The sequence below is a fragment of the Sphingomonas sp. DG1-23 genome (assembly GCF_030730875.1).
In the GTDB taxonomy this organism is placed as follows: Bacteria; Pseudomonadota; Alphaproteobacteria; order Sphingomonadales; family Sphingomonadaceae; genus Sphingomonas.
In genome coordinates this window covers 47433-69093 of record NZ_JAVAMA010000007.1, presented here as the reverse complement: position 1 = coordinate 69093, position 21661 = coordinate 47433, and the positions used below count along the sequence as shown (strand labels likewise).

24 protein-coding genes are annotated in these 21661 nt (G+C 66.9%); 12 read left to right on the top strand and 12 right to left on the bottom strand.

Features of this window, described 5'->3' with window-relative positions; genetic code table 11:
• Positions 1-11 precede the first annotated feature (11 nt).
• On the bottom strand, positions 12-950 hold the full coding sequence (locus Q9Q95_RS12655; protein WP_306097486.1) for an L-threonylcarbamoyladenylate synthase: 939 nt from the start codon (positions 948-950) through the stop codon (positions 12-14).
• A gap of 82 nt (positions 951-1032) precedes the next feature.
• Here Q9Q95_RS12655 and Q9Q95_RS12650 point away from each other — a divergent pair, with 82 nt between their 5' ends.
• Positions 1033-2724 (top strand): acyl-CoA dehydrogenase, encoded by a 1692-nt coding sequence (locus tag Q9Q95_RS12650; protein ID WP_306097485.1) that lies wholly within the window; start codon positions 1033-1035, stop codon positions 2722-2724.
• Between the two features lie 67 nt (positions 2725-2791).
• On the opposite strand, the gene Q9Q95_RS12645 is transcribed toward Q9Q95_RS12650, so the two are convergent.
• Positions 2792-3940, bottom strand: coding sequence for a GNAT family N-acetyltransferase (locus Q9Q95_RS12645; RefSeq protein WP_306097484.1), 1149 nt, complete (start codon positions 3938-3940; stop codon positions 2792-2794).
• A gap of 91 nt (positions 3941-4031) precedes the next feature.
• On the opposite strand from Q9Q95_RS12645, the gene Q9Q95_RS12640 reads away from it, so the two are divergent.
• Entirely contained in the window at positions 4032-4490 is a 459-nt protein-coding gene (locus Q9Q95_RS12640) for a DUF2721 domain-containing protein (RefSeq protein WP_306097657.1), read from the top strand.
• On the opposite strand, the gene Q9Q95_RS12635 is transcribed toward Q9Q95_RS12640, so the two are convergent.
• The 4 genes from Q9Q95_RS12635 to Q9Q95_RS12620 form a co-directional block, all read right to left on the bottom strand.
• On the bottom strand, positions 4491-6101 hold the full coding sequence (locus Q9Q95_RS12635) for an amidase (RefSeq protein ID WP_371876753.1): 1611 nt from the start codon (positions 6099-6101) through the stop codon (positions 4491-4493).
• 188 nt (positions 6102-6289) lie between these two features.
• Positions 6290-7435, bottom strand: coding sequence for an HlyD family secretion protein (locus tag Q9Q95_RS12630; protein ID WP_306097482.1), 1146 nt, complete (start codon positions 7433-7435; stop codon positions 6290-6292).
• The gene (locus Q9Q95_RS12625) at positions 7422-9026 is read right to left on the bottom strand and encodes an MFS transporter (protein ID WP_306097481.1); all 1605 of its coding nucleotides are present in this window, start codon (positions 9024-9026) and stop codon (positions 7422-7424) included. The genes Q9Q95_RS12630 and Q9Q95_RS12625 overlap by 14 nt, the downstream gene beginning before the upstream one ends.
• 102 nt (positions 9027-9128) lie before the next feature.
• On the bottom strand, positions 9129-9776 hold the full coding sequence (locus tag Q9Q95_RS12620) for a dihydrofolate reductase family protein (RefSeq protein WP_306097480.1): 648 nt from the start codon (positions 9774-9776) through the stop codon (positions 9129-9131).
• An 88-nt stretch (positions 9777-9864) separates the two neighbouring features.
• On the opposite strand from Q9Q95_RS12620, the gene Q9Q95_RS12615 reads away from it, so the two are divergent.
• From Q9Q95_RS12615 to Q9Q95_RS12605, 3 genes are all read left to right on the top strand, one after another.
• Positions 9865-10365: a helix-turn-helix domain-containing protein gene (locus Q9Q95_RS12615; RefSeq protein ID WP_306097479.1), complete on the top strand. Its 501-nt coding sequence runs from the start codon at positions 9865-9867 to the stop codon at positions 10363-10365.
• A 705-nt stretch (positions 10366-11070) separates the two neighbouring features.
• Positions 11071-12972, top strand: a complete 1902-nt coding sequence (locus tag Q9Q95_RS12610) for a ribonucleoside-diphosphate reductase subunit alpha (RefSeq protein WP_306097478.1) — start codon at positions 11071-11073, stop codon at positions 12970-12972.
• 62 nt (positions 12973-13034) lie between these two features.
• The gene (locus Q9Q95_RS12605; protein ID WP_371876752.1) at positions 13035-13520 is read left to right on the top strand and encodes an endonuclease domain-containing protein; all 486 of its coding nucleotides are present in this window, start codon (positions 13035-13037) and stop codon (positions 13518-13520) included.
• 2 nt (positions 13521-13522) lie between these two features.
• On the opposite strand, the gene Q9Q95_RS12600 is transcribed toward Q9Q95_RS12605, so the two are convergent.
• The gene (locus Q9Q95_RS12600) at positions 13523-13789 is read right to left on the bottom strand and encodes a DUF2171 domain-containing protein (protein ID WP_306097477.1); all 267 of its coding nucleotides are present in this window, start codon (positions 13787-13789) and stop codon (positions 13523-13525) included.
• 68 nt (positions 13790-13857) lie between these two features.
• Here Q9Q95_RS12600 and Q9Q95_RS12595 point away from each other — a divergent pair, with 68 nt between their 5' ends.
• From Q9Q95_RS12595 to Q9Q95_RS12575, 6 genes are read left to right on the top strand one after another with little or no spacing between them, the layout of a single operon-like run.
• A complete protein-coding gene (locus Q9Q95_RS12595; protein ID WP_306097476.1) occupies positions 13858-14184 on the top strand; it encodes a hypothetical protein in 327 nt (108 codons plus the stop codon).
• Positions 14181-14402, top strand: coding sequence for a hypothetical protein (locus tag Q9Q95_RS12590; protein WP_306097475.1), 222 nt, complete (start codon positions 14181-14183; stop codon positions 14400-14402). Before Q9Q95_RS12595 ends, Q9Q95_RS12590 begins: the two co-directional genes overlap by 4 nt.
• The gene (locus Q9Q95_RS12585; RefSeq protein ID WP_306097474.1) at positions 14399-14734 is read left to right on the top strand and encodes a hypothetical protein; all 336 of its coding nucleotides are present in this window, start codon (positions 14399-14401) and stop codon (positions 14732-14734) included. The genes Q9Q95_RS12590 and Q9Q95_RS12585 overlap by 4 nt, the downstream gene beginning before the upstream one ends.
• Before the next feature lie 41 nt (positions 14735-14775).
• A complete protein-coding gene (locus Q9Q95_RS12580; RefSeq protein WP_306097473.1) occupies positions 14776-15834 on the top strand; it encodes a ribonucleotide-diphosphate reductase subunit beta in 1059 nt (352 codons plus the stop codon).
• The gene (locus Q9Q95_RS21215) at positions 15834-16376 is read left to right on the top strand and encodes a Panacea domain-containing protein (RefSeq protein WP_371876759.1); all 543 of its coding nucleotides are present in this window, start codon (positions 15834-15836) and stop codon (positions 16374-16376) included. The genes Q9Q95_RS12580 and Q9Q95_RS21215 overlap by 1 nt, the downstream gene beginning before the upstream one ends.
• The gene (locus tag Q9Q95_RS12575) at positions 16354-17088 is read left to right on the top strand and encodes a hypothetical protein (RefSeq protein WP_306097660.1); all 735 of its coding nucleotides are present in this window, start codon (positions 16354-16356) and stop codon (positions 17086-17088) included. Before Q9Q95_RS21215 ends, Q9Q95_RS12575 begins: the two co-directional genes overlap by 23 nt.
• A 165-nt stretch (positions 17089-17253) precedes the next feature.
• On the opposite strand, the gene Q9Q95_RS12565 is transcribed toward Q9Q95_RS12575, so the two are convergent.
• The 5 genes from Q9Q95_RS12565 to hrpB all read right to left on the bottom strand — a co-directional run bounded on the left by Q9Q95_RS12565 (position 17254) and on the right by hrpB (position 21364).
• Positions 17254-17529, bottom strand: a complete 276-nt coding sequence (locus tag Q9Q95_RS12565) for a type II toxin-antitoxin system RelE/ParE family toxin (RefSeq protein ID WP_306097472.1) — start codon at positions 17527-17529, stop codon at positions 17254-17256.
• 1 nt (position 17530) lies between these two features.
• The gene (locus tag Q9Q95_RS12560) at positions 17531-17707 is read right to left on the bottom strand and encodes a CopG family transcriptional regulator (protein ID WP_306097471.1); all 177 of its coding nucleotides are present in this window, start codon (positions 17705-17707) and stop codon (positions 17531-17533) included.
• A 522-nt stretch (positions 17708-18229) separates the two neighbouring features.
• Positions 18230-18559 (bottom strand): nuclear transport factor 2 family protein, encoded by a 330-nt coding sequence (locus Q9Q95_RS12555; RefSeq protein ID WP_306097470.1) that lies wholly within the window; start codon positions 18557-18559, stop codon positions 18230-18232.
• Positions 18556-18837 carry an ETC complex I subunit gene (locus tag Q9Q95_RS12550; protein WP_306097469.1) on the bottom strand — a complete coding sequence of 94 codons (282 nt, stop codon included), beginning with the start codon at positions 18835-18837 and terminating at the stop codon, positions 18556-18558. The genes Q9Q95_RS12555 and Q9Q95_RS12550 overlap by 4 nt, the downstream gene beginning before the upstream one ends.
• A gap of 28 nt (positions 18838-18865) precedes the next feature.
• Positions 18866-21364 carry an ATP-dependent helicase HrpB gene (gene hrpB / locus Q9Q95_RS12545; RefSeq protein ID WP_306097468.1) on the bottom strand — a complete coding sequence of 833 codons (2499 nt, stop codon included), beginning with the start codon at positions 21362-21364 and terminating at the stop codon, positions 18866-18868.
• A 61-nt stretch (positions 21365-21425) separates the two neighbouring features.
• Here hrpB and Q9Q95_RS12540 point away from each other — a divergent pair, with 61 nt between their 5' ends.
• The gene (locus Q9Q95_RS12540) at positions 21426-21641 is read left to right on the top strand and encodes a hypothetical protein (RefSeq protein WP_306097467.1); all 216 of its coding nucleotides are present in this window, start codon (positions 21426-21428) and stop codon (positions 21639-21641) included.
• Positions 21642-21661: the final 20 nt, after the last annotated feature.

Sequence of the window (21661 nt, the reverse complement as noted above, 5' to 3'; positions counted from 1 at the left end):
GGAGGATTTCACTATTTCGGAAACGCCGCCCTTCGCAGCCGGTCGTTGATCGCCAACCCGATCCCGCTCTCGGGCACCGGCGCCACCGCGATCGCATCCGCCTCGGACGCATCCCCCCGGTGCAGCGCATCGAACAGATTCGCCGCCGCCTCGACCAGATCGCCGCGCAGCGACAGCGTATCGTCCCCCGGCACCGCGCCGAAGCCGATCAGCCACTCGCCTTCGCGCCGCACGGTCGCGCCCAGCCGCAGCGGCTTGGCCGGCGCATAATGGCTGTCGAGCTGGCCGGGCGCTGCGATCCCCTTGTTCCCCTGCGCCGGCAGGGGTCCAGAGTCGCCGGACGATACGCTCGGTAACTCTGGGACCCTGCCTTCGCAGGGGAACAAGTCCGCTCGACTCAAAGGCCCCGGCCGCAAGATTACGTTCCCCATGACGATCGTCGACTCGATCCCCGCACTCGTCGGCCCATCGTCGATCACCAGCGGGATCCGCCCCGCGAGGCTCTTCGCGACATGCTCGGCCCGGGTCGGCGAGATTCCCCCGCTGGCATTGGCCGAAGGCGCCGCCAGCGGCACCCCGCTCGCGTCGAGCAGGGCTTGCATCGCGCGGTGATCGGGCACGCGGATCGCAATCGTATCGAGCCCCGCGGTGACCAGAGACGCGATCCGCGCCTCAGGCCGCACCGGCAGCACCAGAGTCAGCGGCCCGGGCCAGAAGCGCTGGGCCAGCGCCCGCGCCGCATCGTCGAACAGCGCGATGATCTCGGCCGCCCCGAGATCGGGCACATGGACGATCAGCGGATTGAAGCTCGGCCGCCCCTTGGCTTCGTAAATCCCCGCCACCGCGCGCGAATCGCAGGCGTTGGCGGCGAGACCATAGACCGTTTCGGTCGGCACCGCGACGCATCCGCCGCCGCGAATCAGCGCCGCCGCCTCGGCGATCGCAGCCATGCCGTAGGGTAAGATTCGGGGATTTGTCGGGCTCACCGGACGGGCGCTATAGCGCGGCAAACAAGACGACAAGAGAGGCATCATGTTCACCCCCGCCACTGCCGAGCAGCGCTTCGTTCTCGAATCCATCGTCCGCCTCGCCGAGATCAGTCCCGAGGCCGCCGAAATGACCGACGCCGTGCTCGACGGCGCCGGCCAGTTCGCCGCGGGCGAATGGGCGCCGCTCGATCGCCTCGGCGACACCGACGGCCCCAAATGGAGCGAGCAGGGCGTGACGATGCCCGCCGGCTTCGCCGAAGCGTACAAGGCCTATGTCGAGGGCGGCTGGGGCACGATCGGCTCGCCGGCCGAATTCGGCGGCCAGGGCCTGCCGGTCAGCCTGTCGATCGCCGTGCTCGAGACGCTCGGCACTGCGAACATGGGCTTCGCGCTCGCCCCGATCCTCACCGTCGGCGCGATCGAGGCGCTGGCGCATCACGGCACCCCGGAGCAGCAGGCGCTGTACCTGCCGAAACTGGCCACCGGCGAATGGACGGGGACGATGAACCTCACCGAGCCGCAGGCGGGCAGCGATGTCGGCGCGCTCAAGTCGAAGGCCGAGCCGGTCGGCGACGGGACGTACCGGATCAAGGGCACCAAGATCTTCATCTCGTTCGGCGATCACGACATGGCCGACAATATCGTCCATCTCGTCCTCGCCCGCACTCCCGATGCCCCGGCAGGCACCAAGGGCCTGTCGCTGTTCCTCGTCCCCAAATACCGCCTCGACGCCGAGGGCAATCCGGGAGCGTTCAACGACGTCCGCGTGGTCTCGATCGAGCACAAAATGGGGCTCCATGCCTCGCCGACCTGCGTACTCTCGTTCGGCGATCACGACGATTGCATCGGCGAGCTGATCGGCGGCGAGATGGGCGGAATCCGCGCGATGTTCACGATGATGAACAATGCCCGATTGAATGTCGGCCTGCAGGGCGTGCAGGTCGCCGAGCGCGCCACGCAGCGCGCCGTGGCCTATGCCCGCGAACGCGTCCAGGGCGTCCGCGCCGGCGCCCCCGCCGCGATCGTCGAGCATCCCGACGTCCGCCGCATGCTGCTCCGCATGAAGGCGCAGACCCAGGCGGCGCGCGCATTGGTCTATTACGCGTTCGGCCAGCTCGACCGCGCCCGCGCGGGGGACACGGCCGCACAGGCCCGGGTCGAATTGCTCACCCCGCTCGCCAAGGCGCACGGCACCGATCTCGGCAACGAAGTCGCCAGCCTCGGCGTGCAGGTCCATGGCGGGATGGGCTATATCGAGGAGACCGGCGCCGCCCAGCATTTCCGCGACGCCCGCATCACTCCGATCTACGAAGGCACCAACGGCATCCAGGCCATGGATCTCGTCGGCCGCAAGCTGGGCATGGACAATGGCGGCACCTTGTTCGGCCTGCTGGCCGAGATGCGCGGCGACGCCGAGCACGGCGAGCTGATCCGGCTGATCGACGCGTGCGACGAAGTCGGCCGCCATCTGCTTTCGTCGGAAGCCGACGACCGCCTCGCCGCGAGCTATCCCTTCCTGACGATGCTCTCGGTCGCGGTGTGCGGCTGGCTGATGGAGGAGAGCGGCCGGGTCGCCGCGCGCTCCGAAGGCGATCCAGCCTTCCGCAAGATGAAGGCCGCCGCGGCGCGCTTCTATGTCGAGCAGATCGTCCCCGAAGCAATGGGGCTCAAGGCCGCGGCGATGGCGAAGGCCGAGATGCTGTACGCGCTGGATGCGGAAGCCTTCGCCGCCTGACGCCACACGTCGTCACCCCGGAGTTGTTCCGGGGTCCACCGCGCGGCCTGGCGAAACCATAGCGCCTCTAGTCTGTAGTGTGCGGCCCAGTGGACCCCGGCCCTTCGGCCGGGGTGACGGACGATTGCTGATGCCCACTCCGCCGCCAAACCCCGCGCAGCATCCTCCCGGCAAGCGCCGGCAGTCCCGGCCGCACGAACAGCCAGTCGCGGATCGCCGGGCCGCGCGCGGCGCCGATCACTTGCTTGTAGCCGCTGTCGCCGGCGCCCCAATCCACGGTCCGGATGCCGTCCTCGATCCCGCGGACGAGGTTGCGATAGTAAAGCAGCTTCCCCGGCGAATGCTTGGCGAAAACCGGGTGGTAGCTGTTGGCGATCGCATATTTCAGCGCACCGGCGTTCAGATCGAACGAAAAGGCCGCGGGCGCGCCGTCGACCCGCAGCACCGCCGCCCACATCATGTCGGCGACCACCGGATCGGCGGCAGCCGCGCGCCAGAAGCCGCCATGGCCCTCGCGGGTGAATTTGGCATCCGAGCCATCGGTCCGCGCCGCGATCCAGCTCTTGCGCTCGATCTCGGCAAGGGCGTCGAAGCTCGCCTCGTCCCAGTCCGAGCCCGAGACGAAACCCCAGTCGAGTTCGCCATGCCCGCCGAGATGCTTCTCATGAAAACGGTTCTTCCGCAGCGTCGAATTGCGCGGCCAGGTCCCCTCGCCCTGCAGCGCCGCGATGTCGAGCAGGAAGCTGTCGGCGACGAAGCGGTCGAGCACCGCCCAGCCCCTCGCCGCCGCGGCCTGGCGGAGCAGTTCGAGCCCCGGATCGCCGTCATAGACCGGGCCGATCCGCAGCGCATTGGCTTCGCGCGACAGTCGCGCCAGCAACGCCTCGCCGACCTCGACCCCCGCATCGCCGCACACCGGAAAGCTGCGGAACGGCCAATAGCAGCCCGGCACGCTCGCCAGCCCCAGCCAGCCCGGCCCCGTGCGCGTGACCGGCAATGCCGCCGCGGGTTCGCCTTCGCGGGCGACGGTCAGGGTCCGCGCCGCGCCGCCATAGGCCTGCAGCGCCGCGGCGAACCAGCCGTAGCGCAGGAAACGGTGCGACGGCGCCGCGTGCGCCGCGACCTGATCGATCCCCGCCGCGAGCCCGTCGACGCATTCGACCGACAGCATCGGCGGCAGGCGCGTGAATTCATCGAGCGGCATCGGCTTGGTCATCCCGCTTTCCTACGCCCCGATCGGTTACCAACCGGTAGAAGTCCGTAAGCGGCTTCCCGTCGGCGCGCGAGCCCGGCATACAGGGCCGATGATGGCAGGACCCTATCTTTCCACCGTCGCCGACACGATCCAGAGCGCGATCGCGCCGGTGTTCCTGCTCGCCGGCATCGGCGCGATCCTCAACGTGATGGTCGCCCGTCTCGCCCGCATCGTCGATCGTGCGCGCAACCTCGAGGAGATCCATCCGCGCTCGACCGGGCCCGAGCACGATCGCCATGTCTGGGAGCTGCGGCTGATCGACAAGCGCATCTCGGTGATCAACAATGCGATCTTCCTGTGCGTCTCCAGCGCGCTCGCCACCTGCTTCGTGGTGGCCTTGATGTTCGTCTCGCGGCTGTTCGGGCTGCATGTCGGCGCGATCGTCGCGGTCGCCTTCGTCATCTCGATGCTGCTGCTGATGACCTGCCTGATCTATTTCCTGATCGAGGTCCGCATGTCGCTCGGCGCGATCCATGTCCGCGAGGAATTGCTCGAGCTCGACGGCAAGTAATCAGGGCTTGCGCGGCCCCAGCTCGGCGGGCGCGCTCGGCAGATAGCGCGGCGGCACCCGCGCCTGCGTCGCCTGCTCCCAGCCATAGCCCGCCTTGAGCAGCAATTCGTCGGCATACGCCGTGCCGATGAACGACAGGCCGGCCGGCAGCCCGCCCTCGACCAGCCCCATCGGCACGGTCAGATGCGGATAGCCCGAGATTGCGGGCAATTGGCTCGCCGACGGGCCGGTATACTGGTCGCCGTGCGCGGGATCGCTGAGCCACGGCGTGCCATAGGTCGGAGTGACGAGGATCTGCGCATTCGCCGCCCTGAGCATCGCATCGATCCCCTCGGGCCCCGCGAGCCGCGCCGATCGCGCGCGCGCGCCGAGATATTCGGGGTCCTTGACGCCGCGCGTCTTCTCGGCCCGGACGAAGCTCTCCTGCCCGAAGAACGGCATCTCCGCATCCTTGTGCGCCTCGTTGAACGCGATCACGTCCGCCAGCGTGCGCACCTTCACCGCTGCCGGCGTGGTCGCGAGATAGGCGGCGAGATCGTCCTTGAGCTCGGTGTACAGCACTTCGCCCTCGGCCTCCCCGAGACCCTTCAATTCGGGCATCTTCACTTCGACGAGGATCGCCCCGGCAGCGCGCAGCTGGTCGAGCGCCTTGTCGAACCGCGCGGCGAGCTCGCGGTCCATCTCGGGCTTCCAATAGCCGAGCCGCATCCCGCGCAGCGCGTCCGCCGACAATCCCGCGGCATAATCCTTGCGATATTTGTCGGCGCTTTTGGTCGCCGCATCCTGCGGATCGCTGCCGACCATCGCCGAGAACAGGATCGCCGCATCCTTGACCGTCCGCGCCATCGGCCCCGGCGTGTCCTGGCTATGGCTGATCGGCACGACATAAGTGCGGCTGACCAGCCCGAGCGTCGGCTTCAATCCGACCAGCCCGTTCATCGCCGCGGGGCACACCACCGACCCGTCGGTCTCGGTCCCCACCGCAACCGCCGCGAGGCTCGCCGCCACTGCCGCGCCCGATCCGCTCGACGAGCCGCACGCGGTGCGATCGAGCGCATAGGGGTTCTTCACCAGCCCGCCGACCGCGCTCCACCCGCTCATCGAATTGTTCGAACGGATGTTCGCCCATTCGCTGAGATTGGTCTTGCCGAGGATCACCGCGCCCTGCGCGCGCAGCAGCGCGACCATTGGGGCATCGCGGCCGGTGCGGTTCTCCGCGAGCGCGAGGCTGCCTGCGGTGGTGGGCAATTCCTTCGTGTCGATATTGTCCTTGATCAGCACCGGCACGCCGTCGAGCGGTCCGCGGAGCTTGCCCGCCTTGCGCCGCGCGTCGCTTGCCCGCGCCTGTTCGAGCGCATTCGGACTGACGGCGATCACCGAACGCAGGGTCGGACCGCTCTGGTCGAGCATCCTGATCCGCTCGATATAGAGCTCGGTGATCTGCGCGCTGGACCGCTCGCCGCGCGCCATCATCGCCTGCAGATCGTCGATCGACTTCTCCTCGAACGCCGCCACCGCCGAAGGCAGCTCGCGGATCACGATCTCCTGCGCCGATGCCGGAACGCCCGCCGCCAGCGCCAGCGCCGCCAACAACCCCGTCTTCATTCGCATCCCCCAGCTTGGAGGCATCAGCCTAAGTGGCTGAGGCGACAGGCTCAAGGCCCCCTTCATCGTCACCCCGGACTTGTTCCGGGGTCCACCGGGCGGCAATCGAAGAACCGTCAACGGAAGGCAGCCGGCGCGGCGCGGTGGACCCCGGCACAAGCCCGGGGTGACATAGGGTGCGGAAGGCGGCCTGCCTACTCTGCCAGCTCGACCTCGGCCTCGACCGACATCCCCGGGCGCAGCCGCGCCGCCATCTCCTGGTCCGGATCGATCCGGATCCGCACCGCGATCCGTTGCGGCACCTTGACGAAATTGCCGCTGGCATTGTCGGGCCGGATCACTGCGAACTCGGATCCCGCGGCCGGCGCCAATTGCTCGACGCGTCCGGTCAGCCGCGCGCCGCCCAGCGCATCGACCTTGAACCGCGCGACCGCGCCGGGGCGGATCTTCGCGGTCTGCGCTTCCTTGAAATTGGCGATCACCCAGAATTGATGCGGCACCAGCGCCATCAATTGCGTGCCGGCCGTGACATATTGCCCCTGCCGTACCCCGATCTCGCCCAGTTCCCCGGCCACCGGCGCGCGGATCACGGTGTTGGCGAGGTCGATCTCCGCCAGCCGCAGCGCCGCCGCGGCGCCCTCGACGCTCGCCTGCAGCCCGCCCCGGCCGACCGCGACGCTGCGGACATCCTCCTGCGCCACCGTCCGCGCCGCCTCGGCCTGACGCAGATCGGCCTGCGCCTGACGCAGCGCCGCGCGGCTGGCGTCGCGCTCGCGATTGGCGACGAAGCCCTGCCGTGCCAGTTCCTCGATCCGGGCATTGTCCGCCTGCGCGCGGATCAGTTGCGCCCGCGCGGCGTCGACCCCCGCCTGTTGCGACCCGAAGGTCGCCGCACGCGCAGCCGCCTGTTGCGGATTGTTCGCCAGCGACGCCTGCGCATTGGCGACATTCGCCCGCGCCTGCGCGACGCGCTGGCGATAGATCCGGTCGTCGATCCGTGCGAGCACGTCGCCCGCCTTCACCGCGGCGAAGTCCTGCACCGGCACCTGCGTGACATAGCCGCTCACTTGCGGGCTGACGATCGTCACCTGCCCGCGGACATAGGCGTTCTCGGTCGACTGGGTCGTCCCCGCGAACGGCCAGATCCGCCACGCCGCGAGGATCGCGACCAGTCCGGCGACGAGGATCAGCGCCAGCACCACCAACGCGGCCGGCTTCGGCCGCGGCGGATTCCAGCGCTGTGCCTCGGGCGCGGACGGCGGGTCCGCGCCTTCGGTCGTGGCGGGAGAGGCTGGCGCTGCCGGCGCTGCCTCGGCCGGCGGCGGGTTACGATCGGCCATTCGCTGCTCCTGCCGCTGCCGCGATGCACGCGAGATTCTCGCGGCGCACGCGGAAAATGTGGAACGACGCCCAGACGATCGTGCCGAGGGCGATCGCCGCGATCAGCAGGAAGACGTCGTTATAAGCGAGGATATTGGCTTCGCGGCTCGCCTGTTGCGCCAATATCGCCGCGCCCTCGGCGTGGCGCAGCGCGGGATCGCTCAGCACCCGGCCATAGGCGCCGGCATTCTGCTCCACGCGCTGCGCGACCAAAGGGTCGGCGAGGCTGAGCCCCGCAGTGATCTCGGCGCTGTGCGCGCGCTCGCGCACCACCTGAAAGGTGCCGAGCATCGCCGATCCGAACAGCCCGCCGAGATTCTGGGTGATCCCGAACAAGGCCGAGAAGCTGACGAAATGGGTCGGCCCCTGCTGCAGCGCGCGGGTCAGCCCGACCAGCATCGCCGGGCCGATGAACAGCGCGCCGGCGAAGCCGAGCAGCGCCTGGCTCCAATACATGTCGTGCGGCCGGGTGAGGTTGGTCGAGGCGGAATCGAGCCACGCCCCCAAGGCGATCAGCGCCAGCGCGATCAGGATCGGCCGGCCGAGAAAGGTCGGGTCGATGGTCAGCGCGCTGACCAGTCCGCCTGCCGCGGTCGCGAGCAGCACCACCAGATAGAGCCCGCGCAGCTGGTCCGGCCCCATGCCGACGACGGTGAGCAGCCCGCTCGCGCCGATGCTCTGTTCGGAAAGCACGACTCGCACGAGGATCGCGACCAGCGCGAAGCGAAGAATGTCGCCGCTCCCCAGCCAGCGTGTGTTGAGCAAGGGATTGGCGCGGTAATGCTCGATGACCACTGCGATCGGGATCAGCACCAGCGCCGCGATCAGCGCCGGCGCGATCCACCATGCCTCGAACCACCACAAGGTCCGGCCCATGCCGAGCACCGCGCACAACAACGCCATGCCTCCCGCAAACAACGGGAAGCTCACGAAATCCATCGGCTCGAACACCTTGAGCCGCTCGACCGGCGGCAGCGCGAGCAGCCGCACCCCGGCGAGGCAGAGCAAAGCGAGCCCCAGCTCGAACAGATACAGGGTCTGCCAGCGGTCGGGCTCGAACGCCTCGCTGGGGAACAGCCGCGCCAGCGGCACCGCGAGCTGGGGCAGCGAGATCGCCGCGACCAGCCCCTTGAGCCGGTGCTTCGCGGGCACCGCCTGGATGAAATAGAGCAGCCCCACCGTGCTCAGCGCAGCCGCCGCGATCCCGCTGAACGCGCGCACCGCGACCGCCGACCAGAAGCTGTGGACGAACAGATGCGCCCCGGTGGTGAGCACGAACCCGATCAGGAAGATCTGCGCGAACAGCCTGATGCCGAATTGCTGGCGGAATTTGATCAGCAGCATGTTGGCGCAGACATTGGTCATCACATAGACCGTCGGCAGCCACTGGATCTCAGCCTGGTATAGCCCCAGCGCGCCCTGCAGATTGAGCAGATTGGCCGTGACGATGCCGTTGCCCAGCGCCCCCGCCATCACCACCAATGCGCCGACCGCGGCATAGGCGACGCGCCGCGCCGGCGGATGCCACGGCGTCGGCGGCGATCCGGGCATCGGCGAGCGTTCGTGCGGCGCGGGCTGCCACGCGTCTTCGGATGTGCCGCCCGTTGCCATAGCGACATAAAGCGGCAGCGGGGGGAACGATCCCCCCGCCCCTCAGGCGCGACGCGCGATCGTCAGATGCACTGCATTCTCGCCGGCCACCTGCTCGGCGACATGATAGCCGAGCGCATTCAGGTCGAGCCCGTGGAACAGCGCTTCGCCCTGCCCGAGCAGCACCGGCGCCACCGCCAGGTGCAGCGTGTCGAGCAATTGCGCGGCCAGATATTCGCGGATCGTCGCCACCCCGCCGCCGATGCGGATGTCGCGCTCGCCCGCCGCGGCGCGCGCCTGTGCGAGCGCGCTCTCGATCCCGTCGGTGACGAAGTGGAACACCGTGCCGCCTTCCATTTCGATCGGCGGCCGGGCGTGGTGGGTCAGCACGAACACCGGCACGTGATACGGCGGGTTGTCGCCCCACCAGCCCTTCCAGCTATCGTCCGGCCATGCGCCGCGCACCGGCCCGAACATGTTGCGCCCCATGATCCACGCGCCCAGTCCGGCCATGCTCCGCGCCGCATAGCTTTCGTCGACGCCGTCCGATCCGCCTTCCTCGCCGAACATTCCGCGGAAGGTGCGCGTCCCGAACGCCCAATGATGCAGTTCCTCGCCGCGCCGCCCGAGCGGGTTGTCGAGCCCCTGCTCCACACCGGCACCGAACCCATCGGTCGAAATGCTGAATGCGCTCACCCGAACCGTCGTCATTTCCCTTCTCCTGACTGCTTGCGTTATGCAACCAGTTGCGAACTACGCAAACTGATCCTAACTTGCAAGCGGTTTTTGGGAGAGCGTCATGGACGAGCCGCGTTCGGGGTGCCCGATCAATCTCGCGCTGGAGGTGCTCGGCGATCGCTGGAGCCTCGTGATCGTCCGCGACATGATGTTCGGCAATCGCCGCCATTTCCGCGTGCTGCTGCGCGAATCCACGGAAGGGATCGCCTCGAACATCCTCGCCGATCGGATGAAGCGGCTCGAGGCGGCGGGGCTGATCAGCCGCGCCGATGATCCCAGCCACAAGCAGAAGACGCTCTACAGCCTCACCGAAAAGGCGATCCAGCTGCTGCCCTTGCTGGTGACGATGGGCGCCTGGGGCCGCAAGCATCTGCCGGTCACCCCCGAGCTCGCGATCCGCAACCGGTTGCTCGAGGAGGGCGGCCCGGAAATGTGGGAGCGCTTCATGGCCGAGCTCCGCGCCACCCATCTCGGCGCCACGCCCCCGCCCGGCCCCTCGGTCGCCGACCGGCTGCAGGCGGCGTATCGCGAGCTGGCGGGGGCGGAGCGCGGTTCAGGCTAGCTGCACCGGACCCCGGCCATCGCTCGCCCCCTCATCGTCACCCCGGACTTGTTCCGGGGTCCGTGGTGCAGAAAAACGAGGTTGTGCACGCATCGCGACGCGCCGGCCGCGGCCGGTGGACCGCCTTGGCGCGGCGGGATCTGGACAAGCCTTGCAGTGAGATGGGGCTCGAGCCGCTGCGACAGTGGCTGGCGGCGCGGTGGCCCCCGGCACAAGGCCGGGGTGACGGCCGTGGTTGCGATCGCCCTCGATCACTCGCTCGTCGCGCCCTCGCCGAACACCACCCATAGTGTCCACCGATTCCTCCCCGAGAAAATTTTTGCAGTTCGTGCTGTGTTCTCTTGCCTTTGGCGGACGCGAGGATTGACCATGCGTCGCGGCACCGCAGCACTTCGCGAGCGTCTGCGAGCCGAGTCATTTTAGCGACGAATCGTTTGGTTAAAGCGTGATTTAACCCCTTGTGCCGGGACTCGCTTTGGCACAATCTGTAGTGGTAACGCTGAGGGGCATGCTCAAGCACTGGTAGAGACCCAACCGTATACCCATATACGGAACGGGCTCTGTCGTGCCCGGCGGCCGGCGCCGAGTTCATTTTTTGTTCTCGCGCTGCGCCACGACGATGACTACCATCGCCGAGCCGCCCCGAGTCGCACTCCCGCCTCCTGGAAGGAGGCGCGTGCAGAGTCGAGAAAAGGGTCGGATGCCATGGAATTCAGGGACACGGAAAACAGCGTGAACGATATCGCCGAAGCCATCCCCGCCGAGACCAGGGCGAAGCCGCGCAAGGACCAGGACACCCGCGCGGTCGCGCCGCAGCTCTACACGCTCGAGGTCGATCATTCGCGCGACGCGCTGCTCACCGAGTTCGGCAAGGAGACCCTGCGCGACCGTTATCTGCTCCCCGGCGAGACTTATCAGGACCTGTTCGTCCGCGTCGCCTCGGCCTATTCGGACGATGCCGCGCACGCCCAGCGCATCTACGATTACATTTCGAAGCTGTGGTTCATGCCCGCCACCCCGGTCCTGTCGAACGGGGGAACTGGCCGCGGCCTGCCGATCTCCTGCTTCCTCAATTCGGTGCCCGACAGCCTCAACGGCATCGTCGACACATGGAACGAGAATGTCTGGCTCGCCTCGCGCGGCGGCGGCATCGGCACCTATTGGGGCAATGTCCGCGGAATCGGCGAGCCGGTCGGCCTCAACGGCAAGACTTCGGGCATCATCCCCTTCGTCCGGGTGATGGATTCGCTCACCCTCGCCATCTCGCAGGGCTCGCTGCGCCGCGGCTCGGCCGCCTGCTATCTCGACATCTCGCATCCCGAGATCGAGGAGTTCCTCGAGATCCGCAAACCCTCGGGCGACTTCAACCGCAAGGCATTGAACCTCCATCACGGCGTGCTCATCCCCGACGCGTTCATGCACGCCGTCCGCGACGGTGCCGAATGGATCCTGCGCAGCCCCAAGGACCAGTCCGAGCGCGGCAAGGTCGATGCCCGCGCCTTGTTCCAGAAGCTGGTCGAGAACCGCCTCGCCACCGGCGAGCCGTACATCGTGTTCAGCGATCACGTGAACTCGAACATGCCCAAGCATCACCGCGATCTCGGGCTCAAGGTGTCGACCTCGAACCTGTGCAGCGAGATCACCCTGCCCACCGGCAAGGACCATCTCGGCAACGATCGCACCGCGGTCTGCTGCCTGTCGTCGCTCAACCTCGAGACGTGGGACCAGTGGAAGGACGAGAAGGGTCTCGTCGAGGACGTGATGCGCTTCCTCGACAATGTCCTGACCGATTATATCGAGCGCGCCGAGCCAGGCATGGAAAAGGCCGCGTATTCGGCCAGCCGCGAGCGCAGCGTCGGGCTCGGCGTGATGGGCTTCCACTCCTTCCTCCAGGCGCGCGGCATCGCCTTCGAAGGCGCGATGGCCAAATCGTGGAACCTGCGCATGTTCAAGCAGATCAGGAGCCAGGTCGACGAGGCCTCGATGCAGCTCGCGGTCGAGCGCGGCCCGTGCCCCGACGCCGCCGACATGGGGGTGATGGAGCGGTTCAGCTGCAAGATGGCGATCGCGCCGACCGCGTCGATCAGCATCATCTGCGGCGGCACCTCGGCGTGCATCGAGCCGATTCCGGCCAACATCTACACCCACAAGACCCTGTCGGGCAGCTTCTCGGTCAAGAATCCCTATCTCGAGAAACTGCTCAGGGAGAAGTCGAAGAATTCCGACGCGGTGTGGAATTCGATCCTCGAGAATGGCGGCAGCGTCCAGCATCTCGACTTCCTCAGCCAGGAAGAGAAGGACTGCTACAAGACCAGCTTCGAGATCGACCAGCGCTGGCTGCTCGAGCTCGCCGGCGATCGCGCGCCGTACATCGATCAGGCCCAGTCGCTGAACCTGTTCATCCCGGCCGATGTCGAGAAATGGGACCTGCTGATGCTCCACTTCCGCGCATGGGAGCTCGGCATCAAGTCGCTTTACTATCTCCGCTCGAAGTCGGTCCAGCGCGCCGGCTTCGCGGGCGGCGTCGAGGCCGACAACACCCTCGAAAAGCCGCAGTTCAACCTCGGCGAGAGCACGGACTATGACGAATGTCTGGCGTGCCAGTGAGGTAAGGTCCCTCTCCCTCTGGGAGAGGGAGGGAGCCGCGCAGCGGCGGAAGGGTGAGGGCGATGGTGATGCGCCTCTATCGGAATCGGCCGTCGGGAACGGTCTCTTGCGCGCAACAGCTCCGCCGCGACGCATCCCCGCCCGAACGCCGCCTGCTACGGGCGCTGCGTGAAGCCTTTCCAACGCTCAAATGGCGGCATCAAGCCCCGGTCGGCCCGTTCTACGCCGACATTCTCTGTTTTTCGGAAGCTCTGGTGATCGAAGTCGATGGCGATACGCATGCGGAGGCGGAACGATATGACGACGCCCGCACGCGCGTCCTCGAAAGCGAAGGCTATCGCGTGCTCCGGTTCTCGAACCATGATGTGCGGGGAAATATCGAAGGCGTGATCGCCCATGTCTCCCTCTCCCTCCGGGAGAGGGAAGGGGCCCGCCCGGCGAAGCCGGGTGGGAAGGGCGAGGGTGATTGCAAGGCATATTCATCCCGCTCGCCCTCACCCCGCGCCGCTACGCGGCTTGCCCCTCTCCCGCAGGGAGAGGGGAAGTGAATTCAGCCCGCTTCCTCTTCCTCGAAGCTCACCGCCACGTCGGCATTGGCGCTCAGCCGGACCTGATCGCCCTCGACCCCGGCGACCAGCCCGAGCGAGATATAGTGGTGGTGCCCGGCATGCGCGCCCTCGGCGCCCTCGATCTCGGCGCCCGAATCCTTCTTGGTCAGCTTGATCCGCTCGCCCTCGACATGGTCGACGGTGCCGACATGGACGCCGTCGGCGCCGATCACTTCCATATGTTCCTTGATCGCACTGGTGTCGGTCATGGGGTCGCTCCTTGGTTTGGTTCGGCTCGGCAACGCACCAGAGCCGCGAACGATGCAGGAGACTGGAAATGATCCGCTTGCGTAACAGTGCCGCCCTCGCCGCGCTGATGCTGCTCGCCGCCTGCGCGACGCAAGTGAGCAGCGGCGTGAGCCCGCAGGCGCCGGGCTTCCTGCTCGGGCTGTGGCACGGCTTCATCTTCCCGGTGGCGTGGTTCCTCAGCCTCGTGATGCCCGACGTCGCGGTCTATGCCGTGCCCAATAATGGCGGCTGGTATGATTTCGGCTATTTCCTCGGCATCGTGGTGTTCGGGGTCGGCGCCAATCGCGGGCGGAAAGTCGTCTATCGCGACCGGGTGATCCGCGAGCCGCGCGGCCGGGTGATCGACCACGAATGACGCGCAGCCTCGCCTTGATGGCCGGGCTGGCCGGCGCCGCGGGAGCGCTCGGACTGGCGACGCTGGTCCGCCCGTCGCTGACCCGCGCCGCCTTGCGCCTGCCCGACGCGCCGGCAACCGGCTACGCGCTGCGCATCGCCGGGATGATGCTGTTCGCCCTGGGCCTGTTCCTCGGCGGCTTTGCCGCGGTCTTCGTCACTACAGGGGCTGTATCATGAAGGCATTTCGCGTCTTGGCACCGGCACTGCTCGCCGTCCTCGCCGCGCCCGCCGCACAGGCCAGCGACCCCTATACCGGCTATATCTCCGGCCGGGTCGTCGACATCACGTCGACCAACGCCGGACTCATGATGCGGATGGACGATGGTCGCATCCCGACGCTCTGCGGCACTTCCTCCTATGGCTGGATGCTGGTCCCGCAATCCAGCTCAGCCATGATCAGCGTGTTTCTGACCTATTGGGGGACAGGCAGGAAGAATTTCACGATCTACGTCGATCAGGCCGCCGGCTCTGCTTGCGTTGTCGACCAGATCGATCCGGTCGATTCCTGAACCCTTTTTCTCTATTACCAGATTGTTGTTGGAGCCGTTCCATGCCTCTTCTCGAAGCCCGCAAGACCTACAAGCCGTTCGAATATCCTTGGGCGTTCGAATTCTGGAAGCGCCAGCAGCAGATCCACTGGCTGCCCGAGGAGGTTCCGCTCGGCGAGGATTGCCGCGACTGGGCGCAGAAGCTGTCGGATCACGAGCGCAACCTGCTCACCCAGATCTTCCGCTTCTTCACCCAGGCCGATGTCGAGGTGCAGGATTGCTATCACGAGAAATACGGCCGGGTGTTCAAGCCGACCGAGATCAAGATGATGCTCGCCGCTTTCTCCAACATGGAGACGGTGCACATCGCCGCGTACAGCCATCTGCTCGACACGATCGGCATGCCCGAGAGCGAATACGGCATGTTCCTCGAATATAGCGAGATGAAGGACAAGCACGATTATCTGCAGCAGTTCGGCGTCGACACCGACGAGGACATCGCCAAGACCCTGGCGATGTTCGGCGGCTTCACCGAGGGGCTCCAGCTGTTCGCCAGCTTCGCGATGCTGATGAACTTCCCGCGCTTCAACAAGATGAAGGGCATGGGCCAGATCGTCAGCTGGTCGGTCCGCGACGAGAGCCTCCATTGCGAGGGCATCATCAAGCTGTTCCACACCTTCGTGAAGGAGCGCGACTGCCTGACCAAATCGGTGCGCGAGGCGATCATGGACCAGTGCCAGACCACCGTCCGCCTCGAGGACGCGTTCATCGACCTCGCTTTCGAGCAGGGCCCGGTCAACGGCATGACCCCCAAGGAGATCAAGAAGTATATCCGCTACATCGCCGACTGGCGCCTCGGCCAGCTCGGCATGAAGCCGATCTACCTGATCGACGAGCACCCCCTCCCCTGGCTCGCGCCTTTGCTCAACGGCGTCGAGCACGCCAATTTCTTCGAACAGCGCGCGACCGAATATTCGAAGGGCGCGACGCGGGGCAACTGGAACGAAGTGTGGGATTCGTTCGACAAGCGCCAGAAGGCCAAGGTGCTGCCGGTGGCGAACGAGGATGCCGCGGGCGGCGAAGGGGATATGTTCGCGAAGGCGGGGATTGCGGCGGAGTGATGCCACTCGACCCTAGGAGTGTAGCAAATTTGATAATTAAACTGGCCGTTGATCATCAACGGCCAGTCACAAATTTAAGTTTACAGAAAATACTGTACTTTATTCACGGCCGGTTTTTGGTTGAGAATGACGAACCGCTTCTTGATGGGTATTTTGAAGCTTGGCAGTATGGCCCAGTACACCCTCTCATATACGACTCTTTTAAAGACCAAGGATCTCGCCCTCTTATCGAACCCGCCACCCGGCGCGATCTCCTCAGCGGACGTCAGATTCCTGTGGATATCCCTGATAATGCGCAACTATGCAGTTTTATAAATGAGGTGACGCTTCCATACTTAAAGTTGTCGGCGGGGCGGTTAGTGGACCTATCCCACGCGAGAGGCTCTCCTTGGGATGCGCTGACCCGACAATTCGATGGCACGCGGACCTATGGAATGCGAATAACAGAGCAGAATATAAAGGATAAATTCCGATTTCATAAGGTCTCGGTTGGCAAGAACCCTAGTGTTGGAGAACCTCATGAAGAGTCGCCGCCTCACTGAAACCGACTTGGCGAATATGTCTTTTCTTCCCGTGGAAGCGAAGCGGGCACGAATTGAGGCAATTATTAAGCCTAAGCGCATCATCGGATCTTACGAGCCTTTCCGATCGACAGCGGGAGACGCCCTCAATGAGCAGTTCCCATTCTTCTTTGAGGATCAAGGCGCGACGCCTCTCGGCAAGCTTGAAGAGGCGGTTGCGAAGGCCTGCAAAGGTGATCCAACTCTGCTTAAAATGAATCTGGCCGTCGCCCGCGCGACGCATAGCTTCGCTACCGCGCGGAAGCTGAGTGCAGAACGTCTTTCCGTTCGACCGATCACGTTGGCCTTCGGCCATGCTTACGAGTTTGGAATGCCGCTAATAATGCGCTTCGAAGGCGTAGCTTGCGTAGCCTTTCCTGACCTTCGGCGCACTGGTCCGCTAACCACGCGCGGCTCTCGCTTTGTAGGGTCCATGATGCATCAGCGTTTTCGCGTAAACTATCCCGATTTCCGAGATTTGCGTCGGGAGATCTGGCGCTATCAGGACACCCATTCGCGAGAAATAAAACCGATCCCCTGCTCTGAAGCCGACCTGATTTCCTATGATGATTTATCAGCTGATGTAGCGGAATCTTACGCCATTCTACATAGTGCCATGCTCCACGACGAGGAACGTCGCCGCCATGCGACCCACAGGGATGCCGGGCCTCTCTTTAGTACATCGAACGGCTAGGCCTGCCACATCCGTCACCCCGGCATCGTGCCGGGGTCCACTGCGCTGCGGCTCGAGCCCCGGCCCCACCGCAAGGTCGCTCCACGCCGGATTCTGCCGCTCGATCAGATTGCGCTTCCACTCGCGCCGCCAGAGCTTGAGCCATTTCTCGCAGCGGCAACCCACCTAGGCTTCTTCACCTCGCGCACCATGCAGGCTCCGCAGGATGATCACGGCGTCGCCGTCCACACGGTAACGCAGCACATACGCCCAGACGGTGGTCATCTCCCGCCGGCCATGGCCCGAGTCGCGGCCGCGCTCCGGATACTCTGACAAGCTATCCGCCACGGCGATGAGCCTTTCACCCAGCCGGTCCGCCGCGGGCGGATTGAACGCCCGCACATACGCCATAATCGCTTCGAGATGATCGATCGCCTCGTCGGTCCAGACGATGCGGCGCAAGCTAGGCGCCGGCTTTGGGACGCGGCAACGGCCTTTCCGTTCCCAGCGAAGCGATCCAGCGCTTCACCGCATCATGGCGCACTACCCGCCCCGCCGCCACATCGGCATCGGCGCGCGCATCGGCGGCAGCCTCGGCAGACGGGTCGCTCTCGTCAAATAGGGATTTCTCGCGGGTCATCTCTGCTCGAATCTAACAGGCTTCGAACTCTCCTGAAACCCCGGCGCATTTCCTCGGCACCGCACCCGCACGAAGCGCAGCCAAAGAAACCGCACCGATCCGGGCCCATCCCCCCGGCCCGCCGCCGCCTCGCTACCAAAATAGGATTTCGCCTGATACGCCGACGCAAACGACTCGCAGCGGGTCCGCTCTTTGACTTTGTCGTTCGATCGCAAGCGTCGCTCAGGCGCCAAGCGCGGATGGCGTCAGGCGGCGCGACGGATCCCCGGCGTCAAGTTCCTTCAGGCCGAGGCGACCATCGGCATCGTGTCAACCGAGGCGAGGCGTCTACGTGTCAACCGCAGCAACCGCAGGGCCCGAGCGCGCGCCTTCCCGTCGCACCCTGCCGCACCGGATGCCCCCCCTGCGAAACCCCGCCATGATGCCGCGACGACCGTGTCAACCGGGCGCGCTGCCAACCCGTTTTCGTGTCAACCGTGTCAAGCAAAGCCGGCGTCGGGCCGATCGCACGCCTCCGCCCGCTCAGCCGAACGAAGCCGAATCCCAATAGCCGCGCTGGAAGGCGATCCGCCCGTCGACCACGCGGAAGAAGCCGCAGCCGCGCAGCCCGCTCGGGTCGCGCCATTCGAGGATCGCCCAGTCGCCGTCGCGGAACTTGTTCTCGGGGATGCAGGTCATTTCCCGCGCCGCGAACTCGGCGGCGAACATCGCCCGGATCGCGGCGCGCCCGGTCACCGGCTCGCGCACCACCTGATGGTTGATTGCGTCGTCATGGTAGAGCGCGGCGAGCGCGTCGGGATCGGCGGCGTTGAACGCCGCGATCCACGCGTCGAGCAGCTCCGCCGGGTTCACCGGAAATTGTCGGCGTACGCCTGCAGCTTGAGCTTGCGTTCCGGCGCCGGCACCACGTGATAGGCATAGCCCTCGCGCTCGGCATGGGCCTTGGCGGCCTCGAGCGTCGGAAAGCCGATGCGGACCTGGTTCGAGGTGTCGCCGCCGCCGTTCCAGCCGGTCAGCGGATCGGGCTGCTGCGCGATGCGCGGCTCGAATTCGAGCATCCACAGATCGGTGCGGGCGCGCCCCGATTGCATCGCGTTCTTCGGGCGCTGATAGATACGGGCGGTCTTCACGGGTGCCTCCAAGCGGGTTGCTCCGCCTCTAACGCGCGGCGGCGTTTCTTGCATCAGCCTTTTTGGTGCGCAACGTCGCCGAAGCGCTCGCCGGGTCTTCGGGCCAGGGATGCCGCGGATAGCGCCCGCGCATTTCCTTCGCCACCGCCGCCCAGCTCCCCTTCCAGAAGCCCGGCAGGTCGCGCGTCGTCTGGATCGGCCGGCCGGCGGGCGAGGTGAGGCTGAGCACCAAAGGCGTGCCGTCCCCCAGCACGGGGTGCTCGGCCAGCCCGAACAGGGCCTGCACCCGCACCTCGACGGTCGGCCCGGCCTCGGCGCCGTAATCGATCGCATGGCTCGATCCGGCCGGCGTTTCGAGCCGCGCCGGCGCGAGTCGGTCGAGCGTCTTTTGCCCGTCCCAGCCGAGCAGGTTGCGCAGCGCCTCGGTCAGCCCCTCGGGCGCCACCGCATCGAACCGGCGCTTGCCGTCGAGCAAGGGCGGCAGCCAGTCGTCGAGCCCGGCGAGCAGCGCTTCGTTCTCCAGCGCCGCGATCCCCGCGAACCGCGCCCGCGATCGCAGCGCCTGCGCGGCTTCGGACCAGGGCAGCAAGCCGAGCCCCTGCGCGCGTACCGCCTCAAGCAGCAAGGCCGCACTGTCCACCGGTCCGCTGTCGGGGCCCGAGGACAGCCGCAGCGCCCCCAGCCGCCGCTCGCGCACTGCCTCGACCCGGCCGGTGGCGGCGTCGAAATGCGCGCTGCGCCGGGTCTCGATGCGGTCGCCGAACAGCGCCTCGATCGTCGCATAGTCGATCTCGGCCGCCGACAATATCCGCGCCCCCGCCGCCATGCCCTGCGTCTCGGCGACCGCGAGCCATTCGGCGCGCGCCAGCGGCGACGCAGGATCGAGCCGGAACCCGCGCCCGCCGACCGAGGCCCAGCTCTCGCCGCTGCCGTCGCGCCGCTTGGCGATGCGGTCGGGAAAAGCCAGCGCGATGCAAATGGCCAACGCAAAGCCCTCTCCCCCTCGGGGAGAGGGTTGGGAGAGGGGCAGTGCGGGGAGTTCGCGGCTCTTGCCCCTCTCCCCTCCGGGGAGAGGGAGAAGTTTGGCCCATCTCTCCGCCAGCCTTCGCCCATTCTCCGCGCGTTGCCCGCGCTCGCTCCGCCAGCGCCGCAGCCGCAGTTCGAGATCGGCGTCGTTCCCGCCCAGCCCGCGCTCGCCGAGCAATACCGCGACCTCGGCCGCAATCTTCGCGAGGCCCATCTCGCCGGCCCGCACCAGCATGTGCCCGAGCCGCGGCGGCAGCGGCAGCCGCGCGATCGCCTTGCCGTGCGGCGTCGGCCGGCCATCGCCGTCGAGCGCCTCGAGCAATGTCAGCCGCCGCCGCGCCTCGTTCACCGCAGCCTCGGGCGGCGGATCGAGCCACGCCAGGTCGCGCGGATCCGTGACGCCCCACAAGGTGCAATCGAGCATCAGCGCCGACAGATCGGCTTCGAGGATCTCGGGCGGATCGAAGCGCGGCAGGCCCGCGGTCGCCGCTTCCTCCCACAGCCGATAGGCCACGCCCGGCCCCTGCCGCGCCGCGCGTCCGGCGCGTTGGGTCACCGCCGCCTGGCTCGCCCGCTCGGTGACCAGGCGCGTCATTCCCGCGGCGCGATCGTAGCGCGGCCGCCGCGCCAGCCCCGAATCGACCACCACGCGGATCCCGTCGAGCGTCAGCGAAGTCTCGGCGATCGAGGTTGCCAGCACGACTTTCCGGCGCCCCTCGGAATCGGGTCCGATCGCCGCGCGCTGGGCGGCGGGCTCCATGCTGCCGTGCAGCCGGTGCAGCGCGAGGCCGTCCAGCCCGCTCAGCCGCTCGGCGGTTCGCTCGATCTCGGCCACCCCCGGCAGAAAGGCGAGCACCCCGCCCGCTTCCTCGCGCAACGCAATGCGCACCGCCGCGGCCATGCTATCCTCGATCCGCGCCTCGGCGGCGCGGCCGAGATGGCGCAACGTCAGCGGCCAGCTGCGCCCCTCGCTCTCCACCACCGGAGCGTCGCCCATCAGCCCCGAGAAGCGCGCCCCGTCGAGCGTCGCCGACATCGCGACGAGGCGCAAATCGGGGCGCAGCGCCGCCTGCGCGTCGAGCGCCAGCGCCAGCCCGAAATCCGCGTCGAGGCTGCGCTCATGGACCTCGTCGAACAACACCGCCGCGATGCCCGCGAGTTCGGGGTCGCTCTGGATCCGATTGACGAAGATCCCCTCGGTGACCACCGTCACGCGCGTCGCCGCCGATCGCTTGCTGTCCATCCGCGTGGCATAGCCGAAGGTCCTGCCCACCGGCTCCCCGGCAAGCGCCGCCATCCGCTCGGCCGCGGCGCGCGCGGCCAGCCGGCGCGGCGACAGCAACAGGATTTCGCCCTTGCACCACGGTTCGCGCAGCAAGGCCGGCGCCACCGCGGTGGTCTTGCCGGCACCGGGGGGTGCGACCAGCACGGCGTTGCTCGCATCGCGCAGGACGGCGAGCAATTCGGGCAAAACGGCGTGGATCGGCAAAGTCTCGGTCATCGCGCGCAACCAATTCCCCAAACCGGGGTTGGGCGCAATCGAAGCCTAAGGAGCACGAGACATGGCACGGACCCTGGCACAGTTCACCATCACCCCCGACAGCGCCGGCGACTACACGCTGCACCTCGAGGACGAAGATGGCGAGACGATCGAATTCACCGCCGGCTTCGAGCAACTCGACCTGATCGTCGAGGCGATCGAGGAGCAGCTCGACAATGACGAGGAAGATGTCCTCGGGGTGGATGACGAGGACACGGCGACCGAAGAGGAAGAGTGAGGCGCGGCGGGCGTGTCGAT